This window comes from Curtobacterium sp. A7_M15 (assembly GCF_030705415.1).
In the GTDB taxonomy this organism is placed as follows: domain Bacteria; phylum Actinomycetota; class Actinomycetes; order Actinomycetales; family Microbacteriaceae; genus Curtobacterium.
On the sequence record NZ_JAUZED010000044.1, the window covers coordinates 20,427 to 28,007 of the forward strand.

At 74.3% G+C, this 7,581-nt stretch carries 8 protein-coding genes; 2 read left to right on the top strand and 6 right to left on the bottom strand.

What is annotated here, in order from left to right; genetic code table 11:
- Positions 1 to 12: 12 nt before the first annotated feature.
- Together Q7F20_RS09940 and Q7F20_RS09945 are read left to right on the top strand one after the other, a co-directional pair.
- The gene (locus Q7F20_RS09940; protein ID WP_305739935.1) at positions 13 to 426 is read left to right on the top strand and encodes an SIP domain-containing protein; all 414 of its coding nucleotides are present in this window, start codon (positions 13 to 15) and stop codon (positions 424 to 426) included.
- A 108-nt stretch (positions 427 to 534) separates the two neighbouring features.
- Positions 535 to 1,032, top strand: coding sequence for a Dps family protein (locus tag Q7F20_RS09945; protein ID WP_305739936.1), 498 nt, complete (start codon positions 535 to 537; stop codon positions 1,030 to 1,032).
- A 152-nt stretch (positions 1,033 to 1,184) separates the two neighbouring features.
- Here Q7F20_RS09945 and Q7F20_RS09950 read toward each other — a convergent pair whose 3' ends face one another.
- The 6 genes from Q7F20_RS09950 to Q7F20_RS09975 all read right to left on the bottom strand — a co-directional run.
- Positions 1,185 to 1,847, bottom strand: a complete 663-nt coding sequence (locus Q7F20_RS09950) for a response regulator transcription factor (protein WP_305739937.1) — start codon at positions 1,845 to 1,847, stop codon at positions 1,185 to 1,187.
- Entirely contained in the window at positions 1,844 to 3,124 is a 1,281-nt protein-coding gene (locus Q7F20_RS09955) for a sensor histidine kinase (RefSeq protein WP_305739938.1), read from the bottom strand. Before Q7F20_RS09955 ends, Q7F20_RS09950 begins: the two co-directional genes overlap by 4 nt.
- Positions 3,121 to 3,816 (bottom strand): DedA family protein, encoded by a 696-nt coding sequence (locus tag Q7F20_RS09960; protein ID WP_305739939.1) that lies wholly within the window; start codon positions 3,814 to 3,816, stop codon positions 3,121 to 3,123. The genes Q7F20_RS09955 and Q7F20_RS09960 overlap by 4 nt, the downstream gene beginning before the upstream one ends.
- Before the next feature lie 91 nt (positions 3,817 to 3,907).
- Positions 3,908 to 4,783: a glycosyltransferase family 2 protein gene (locus Q7F20_RS09965; protein WP_305739940.1), complete on the bottom strand. Its 876-nt coding sequence runs from the start codon at positions 4,781 to 4,783 to the stop codon at positions 3,908 to 3,910.
- Complete coding sequence (rfaE2, locus tag Q7F20_RS09970; protein ID WP_305739941.1) at positions 4,780 to 6,273, bottom strand: D-glycero-beta-D-manno-heptose 1-phosphate adenylyltransferase; 1,494 nt, start codon at positions 6,271 to 6,273, stop codon at positions 4,780 to 4,782. The genes Q7F20_RS09965 and rfaE2 overlap by 4 nt, the downstream gene beginning before the upstream one ends.
- Positions 6,270 to 7,581, bottom strand: a 1,312-nt coding sequence (locus Q7F20_RS09975; RefSeq protein WP_305739942.1) for an aldehyde dehydrogenase, incomplete at its 5' end; no start/stop codon positions are given. The genes Q7F20_RS09975 and rfaE2, both read right to left, overlap by 4 nt.

The window sequence follows — 7,581 nt, forward strand, 5'->3', positions numbered from 1 at the left end:
TACCGTTGAGGCATGGCACGGACCCGGCGGCAGCCCAGCGAACGCATCCTCATCGCCGGCAGTGTCGACGACCTCCCCGAGATCACGCGCATGCTCGAGGAACTGCCCGAGAACGCCTACGGTCAGGTCTTCGTCGAGGCGGCCCTCGCCGAGCAGGTCCGCACACTCCCGGCGCCTCCGCGCACCACGGTGACGTGGCTGTTCCGGAGCGCCAGGACCTCGGCGGTGTCGCCCCTCGTCTTCGCCGACCACGGCGAGGCCCTCGCGCACGCCGTCACCGGCTGGGCGGCCGAGTGGTGCGTCGCCGACTGCGAACCGCGCACCAGCGTCTGGATCGGCTGCGCCGACAGCCCCTGGGTCGAACGCGCCCGCTCCGTCGTGCAGATCGAGCTGGCCGACGCCGGGTTCGACACGCTCGTCGGCTGACCCGGTGAGGTCAGCCTTCGCTTCCTTGCGGCATACAAGGGAAGCGGGCACTGTTGTCACCATCGGATCCACCCCACTCGGGTGGGACCACGAGGCAGGAGGAACGACATGACCGACACCACCAGCACCACGTCCACCACGTCCCCGTTCTCGACGACGCCGGAGCTCGCCGCCGGGGTGGCGCAGTTCCTCGCCCCGGTCGTGATCGACCTCGAGGCGCTCGTCGTCAACGGCAAGCAGGCGCACTGGCACGTCCGCGGCCGCAACTTCGTCGGCGTGCACGAACTCCTCGACACCATCGTCGAGCACGCGCAGGAGTGGGCCGACCTCGCCGCGGAGCGCATCGTCGCCCTCGGCCTCCCGGTCGACTCCCGCATCACCACCGTCGCCGCGAACACGACGATCCCGCCGCTGTCCGAGGGCTTCCAGAACTCCGACGTGACCATCACCGAGGTGATCGCCGAGATCGACGCCGCGCTGCTGCAGGTCCGCCGTGCCGTCGAGGGTCTCGACGAGGTCGACCTCAACAGCCAGGACGTCGTCATCGAGATCGAGCGCGGCCTGACCAAGGACCGCTGGTTCCTGCAGGCGCACCTCGCCGCGTAGACGCGAGCACTGCTGGGACGGGAGGCGCGGTGCCAGCTGGCACCGCGCCTCCCGTCAGTCCGCGGTCCCGTTTCGTTCACTCGACGTCCGACCCCCGACCCCGACCCCGACTCCGAGCGGGCTCGCCGGACGCGCCGGACGCGCCGGAGGACTCAGGGGGCGGGCGTCACCAGGCCGGTCTCGTAGGCCAGCACCACCGCGTGCACCCGGTCCCGCAGCTGTAGCTTCGCGAGGATCCGGCCGACGTGCGTCTTCACGGTCTGCTCCGCGATGTAGAGCTCCGCCGCGATCTCCCCGTTCGACCGGCCACGCGCGAGCAGCAGGAACACGTCGCGCTCCCGCTCCGTCAGCACGTCGAGCACTTCGGTGCGCGGTGCCGCCGGCGGCGGTCCGGCGACGAACGCTTCGACGAGGTGGCGGGTCACGCGCGGAGCCAGCAACGAGTCGCCCGCCGCGACCGTCCGGACCGCCTGCACGAGCTCGTCGGCGCTGGCGTCCTTGAGCAGGAACCCGCTCGCACCGGCGCGGAGCGCGTCGAACACGTAGTCGTCGATGTCGAACGTCGTCAGCATGACGACCCGCACGGGCTGCACAGCCGGCGCGGCCGTGATCCGGCGGGTCGCCTCGATCCCGTCGAGCTCGGGCATCCGCACGTCCATGAGCACGACGTCGGGTCGCAGCCGCAGCGCCTCGACGACCGCCTCGGCACCGTCCGACGCCTCGCCGACGACCTCGACGTCGTCCTGGGCCTGGAGGATCGCCCGCAGCCCCATGCGGAACATCTGTTGGTCGTCGACCACCATCACACGCGTCATCGGGGTCCTCGGTCGGCCTGCGGACGCAGGGTGGTGGTGCCCGGGTGGGCGGGCAGGGTCACGGCGACGCGGAAGCCGCCGTCGGGGAGCGGTCCGTGCTCGATCGTCCCACTGAGCGCCGACACCCGCTCGCGCATGCCGGCGAGGCCGAAGCCGCCGTCGTCCGGGGGCGCGGCGGGCACGGTGCCCGCCGGTGGCGCGGCGTTGACGACCTCGACCGCGAGCAGGTCGCCGCGCCGGTCGATCGTCACGGTCGTGGCGGCGCCGGACGCGTGACGGGCCACGTTCCCGAGCGCCTCCTGGACGACGCGGTACGCGGTGAGCTGGGCCAACCGGTCGTCGTCCTCGGACAGCCGGTCGTCGAGGCGGAGCTCGACCGGGATCCCGGCGGACCGCGTGGCCCGCACGAGCGCGGGGAGGTCGGCGAGCCGGGGCTGCGGGGCCCGTTCCGCCGAGCCGTCGCCGCGCAGGGTGCCGAGCAGCTGGCGCATCTCGCGGAGAGCCGTCCGCGAGGTCTCCGCGATCGCCGCGAACTCGGCGCGGGCCGCCGGCGGCAGGTCGTCCACGCGGAACGGCGCCGACTCGGCCTGCATGTGCACGACGGACATGCTGTGCGCGACCACGTCGTGGAGTTCGCGGGCGATCCGGGAGCGTTCCTCGACGGAGCGGCGGCGGGCCTGTTCGAGCTCGGCGTCGCGGCGGGCCTCGGCGAGCTCCACCCGGACGGCCCGGCGCTGCCCGATCGCGACCGCCGTCCCGGCGAGGAGCAGGTCGCTGCCGGCGGAGACCACGAACGTCGCCGCCCAGACGTCGGCCGGTTCCCACCGCCCCGGGACCACTGCGACCAGGCCGAGCGTGAGCACCGTCGCCGCGGTCCAGACGGCAGCGGTGAGCCGCCAGTCGGTGCGGACGCCGAGCACGACGAGGAGTGCGCCGACGCCGATGATCGCCGTGACCGGGAGCGGCCACGGTCCGGCCGGCGACCCGGCGGTGAGGAGGCCGAGCGCCGCCACCGCTGCCAGGTGGACCGCCGAGGCCGTCCGCGGCAGCACGGGAGCGAGTCCGAGTGAGACGGAGAGCACCGCGGTGACGAGCAGCGCGAGCGGGACGGGGACCTCGTACACGGCGACGGTCACTGGAGCCGCCACCGCGAAGAGCGTCGCGGCGACGACGACGAGCGTGATCCGGGCGACGACGACGGGCCAGGTCGCCCACTCGCGGCGGGTCGACCACGGCCGACGTCGGCGCGGCGTCGCTGGCGGGACGTGGGCGGTCACGGTCGTGCGGTCCCTCCGGAGTGGGCGAGGTGCGGTGCGGGCCGGGCGGTGTCCGAGCCCTGGGCGGGGCCGTCCGTCCGGGCGGCCGCTCGGGCGTCCCGCCTGCGGGTGACTCTACCGATCACCCGGTCGACGGCGATCCCCAGTCCCGCGGCGACCACCATCGAGGCCAGTGCGGCGACGATCGGCTCGTGAAGCAGGCTCGACGCCGCCAGGGCGATCCCGATCGAGGTCGCCGACCACGCCAGCCCGGCGACGGAACTGATCGCGAGGAACCGGCGGTACGGCAGCCGGGTCGCACCCGCGGTCATGTTCACCGCCACACGTCCGACGGGGATGTACCGCCCGACGAGGATGAGGCTCGCGGACCGTCGCCGCATCTGCCGCTCGGCGAACCCGAACGCCGCGGCGATCCGAGGCCGACGCGACCGCGCCAGGCGCGTCAGACCGATCCGACGACCGATCCAGTAGGCCACCGAGTCCCCGGCGACGGCACCGAGCGCTGCGGCGACCAGCACCCCGGCCAGGACCGGCTGCCCGGAGGTCGCGGCGATGGCGGCGACCGCGACGAGGGCGGACTCGCTCGGCACCGGCGGGAAGAACCCGTCGACCAGGCAGAGCGCGAAGAGGACGACGAAGACGAGCGGGCTCGCGGCGAGCTCGACGACGAGCGGGGTGATCTGGTCGAACACGGTGGCTCCCTCCGCCGACGGACCTCGTCGACGGGTTCGACGCTACGGAGCCGGCGGCGGCGTGCCATCCCGCGCGGGTCTCGACCACCCCCTACCGCGGTATGACCCCGCCCTGGTCGAAGAGCACGTCGGGAGCGTCCACGCGGCGGTCGGTCACGGTGGTCGGTGCCTCGAGGTGGACCGCACCCGAGGGCAGGATCCCGACCCCGCCGAAGCGCTCCATGACCCGCCACTGCGCGACGACGTCCTCGCCTGCGTGCGCGGCCGGGAGCCGATCCCAGAACCCGAAGCCGCCCACCGCCTCGAGGGCCGCACGGTCGTACAGCACGCACGCGCCGACCCACGCGACGTGGTACGGCACCCAGGCGCCGGGTTCGACGTCGAGCTCCGCGGCGAGGTGCGTCGGGTTCGCGGCGTTGTGCAGCGACCACCGGTCGAATGCCGGGGTGCCGCGCCGCACGACCTCGGGGACGACCGGGCCCTGCCAGCGCTCGAACACGTCGGTCTCGTGCGGCCGGCGGTCCTGCAGGTACGAGAGCCCCTGCACGGCACTGCCCACGAAGCCGCAGCCGAGGGAACGGAGGGCGTCCAGCATCCGGGCGATCGAGCCCGGTTCGAGCCAGACGTCATCGTCCAGGAACAGCACCGCGGGTGCGACGGCGTGGTCGAGCAGGAACTGCCGGTGCTCCGCGAGGCCGCGCCGTTCCGGGTGCGTGAGCCGGATGACGGGCCGGCCCTGCGCCTCCAGGATCCGGAGCACGGCCGCGACCGCCGGCTCCGTCGTCGCGAGCCCGTCGGCGGACTGGTCGCTCACGACGAGCCGGAAGTCGACGTCGGTCTGCCCGGCGAGGCCGGCGAGCGTCGTCGCGAGCTCCGCCGGACGTCCCACCGTCGGGACGAGCACGTCGATGGCAGGGTCGGCTGGTCCGGGCGTCGTCGCCCAGGCTCCGGACCAGCGCGCGGTCACGGAGCGGCGTCGGGTTCGGGGCGTGCGGCCGCTTCGCGGATGCGGCGGACGACGGCCGTCGTCGAGTGCTCCGGCACGTAGTCGACCATGACGACCTCGCCGCCGTAGCCGCGCACGACCTCGGTCTCGCGGAGCATCTCGGGGGAGTAGTCGCCGCCCTTGACGTAGACCTCCGGACGGAGCCGCTGGATGAGCGGGATCGGGGTGTCGGTGGCGAAGACCGTGACGAGGTCGACGCACGCGAGCGCGGCGAGGACACCGGCCCGGTCCTCGGCGGGGTTGATCGGCCGCTCCGGACCCTTCAACCGGCGCACGGAGTCGTCGTCGTTCAGCGCGACGACGAGCAGGTCGCCGAGGTCACGGGCCTGCCGCAGGTACGTCGTGTGTCCGCGGTGGACGACGTCGAAGCAGCCGTTCGTGAACACGACGCGCCGTCCGGCCTGCCGAGCGGTCTCGACCGCCACGGCGAGCTCGTCGTGGTCGACGACGGTCGCCGCCGGAGCCGTCACCGAGTCGAGCAGGGCGGCGGCGGTGCAGACCGACGTGCCGGCCTCGCGGACGACGACGTCGGCGGCCGCCTGTGCGACCGAGACGGCATCGCGGAGCGACGCGCGCACGGCGAGGGCGACCGTCGCCGCGGCGCAGAAGGTGTCGCCGGCACCGGAGGCCTGCTGCTCGGAGGCGGGGACCGCCCGGGTGCGGAAGCCCTCGTCGCTCCCGGTCTCGAGCAGCACGGTGCCGTCACGGTCGAGCGTCACCACGGCCGCGCGGGCGCCGGTGCTCCGGAGCACCTCCCGCCGGGCCTCGACGACGGCCGCCGCTCGGTCCGAGCCGGTCCCGAACCCGGTCCCGAGCAGCGCGGCTGCCTCGCCGGCGTTCGGCGTCACGAGGTCGGGCCGGAGTCCGGCCCAGCGGGTCAGGTCGTGCGCGTCGACGACCACCGCTCCCGGCCGGTCGACGTCGATGACCGGGACGACGTCCGACGCCTGCACGCCGAGGCCGTAGTCGCACACCACGACGGCGTCGGCGCACCGGACGGCACGCGCGACGGCCTTCGCGAGCAGGGCGCCGTGCTCGGCGGTGGGGGTCTCGGCGATCTCGTCCACGCGGACGACCACACGGTCACCGCCGACGACGCGGGACTTCGTGGTGGTCCGTGTGCCGGGGACGACGACCATGGAGGAGGTGTCCACGCCGGCGGCGTCGAGGCGTTCGCGCAGGACGCGTCCGGACTCGTCGTCGCCGAGCAGCCCGACCATCCGGACCCGGGCGCCGAGGGCGCGAGCGTTCACCGCGGTGTTCGCCGCGCCGCCCGGCACGGCGACGGTCTCGGTGACCCGGACCACCGGTGCCGGGGCTTCCCTGGAGACCCGTTCGGCCTCGCCGACCGTCCAGCGGTCGAGGATGCAGTCGCCGATGACGACCACGAGGGGCTCGCGGTCGTCGACGGCGGCCACGAGGTCGCGGACGAGACGGACGTCGGCGGTCATTCGGTGCCCTCCGTGGGTCGTGCGGCGGTGTCGGGAGCGGTCGGGCGCGCTGGAGCTGCCTCGAGGTGCACCACGGTCGTGGTCGTCATCTCGTCGAGCAGGTGCGGGCCGTACCCGAACCCGGCTCCGGAGGCCCCGCGGGGCTGTGCGCTCCCGCCCGGGGCGCCGCCGAACACCGCGTTGACCTTCACCGTGCCGACGGGGAGGGTCGCAGCGGCGCGCAGCGCGTGGCCCGTGTCGTTCGTCAGGACGGTCGCCGCGAGGCCGTAGCGGTCCGCCGACGCGAGCCGGAGCGCCTCGTCGAAGTCGTCGACCACGCGCACCGGAGCGATCGGCCCGAAGGTCTCCTCGGTCATCACGAGCATGTCGTCGGTGACACCGGTGAGCACCGTCGCCGGGTAGAAGACCCCGGTGCCCTCGGGGACGGCACCGCCCGTGCGGACCGTGGCGCCGCGACCGAGCGCGTCGTCGACGTGCTCCTGCACGACACGACGGAGCCGCTCGTCGACGAGCGGGCCGTACGTCTGCGCCGGGGACGCGGTGCGACGCTCCGCCTCGGCGACGAGTGCGGCGACGAAGGGTTCGGCGACGGAACGGTGCACGTACACGCGCTCGACGCTCGTGCAGATCTGGCCGGTGTTCGCGAACGCGCCGAGCGCGACCTGGGCGGCGGCCCACGCCGGGTCGACGTCGGCGTCGACGATCACCGGGTCGTTGCCGCCGTTCTCACGGACGACGTGGGCGCGGGTGCGCGCGGCGACCTCGGAGAGGCGATCACCGGTCGCGGTGGAGCCGACGTGGGCGTACACGTCGATGCCGTCCTCGGCGAGGAGGAGCTCGCCCGTGGCCGCGTCGCCGTCGACACCGTTGAGGACACCGTCGGGCAGGACCTCGGCCAGCAGCTCGTTGAGGCGGGCGATCGTGGCGGGGGAGCGCTCGCTGCCCTTGTGCACGACCGTGTTGCCGGTGACGATCGCCGCGCCGAGGATCCCGCAGGCCACCGCGACCGGGTCGTTCCACGGCGTCAGCGCGAGGACCACGCCACGCGCGTGCGGCACGGCCCAGTCCGCCGCGCCGAACGCCCCACGCAGCGCCTCGCCACGGTGCACCGGACCGAGCTCGGCGTACTGCACGAGGGTCCCGATGCCCGCTTCGACACCGCCGATCGCGTCACCGGGGACCTTGCCGGTCTCGCGGGTGTTCAGGTCCGCCAGCTCCTGCGCGTGCGCACGGACGTGCTCGGCGGCGGCGTGGAGCAGCGCGCCCCGCTCGGCCGGCGCGGTGCGTGCCCAGGCCGGGGCGGCGGCG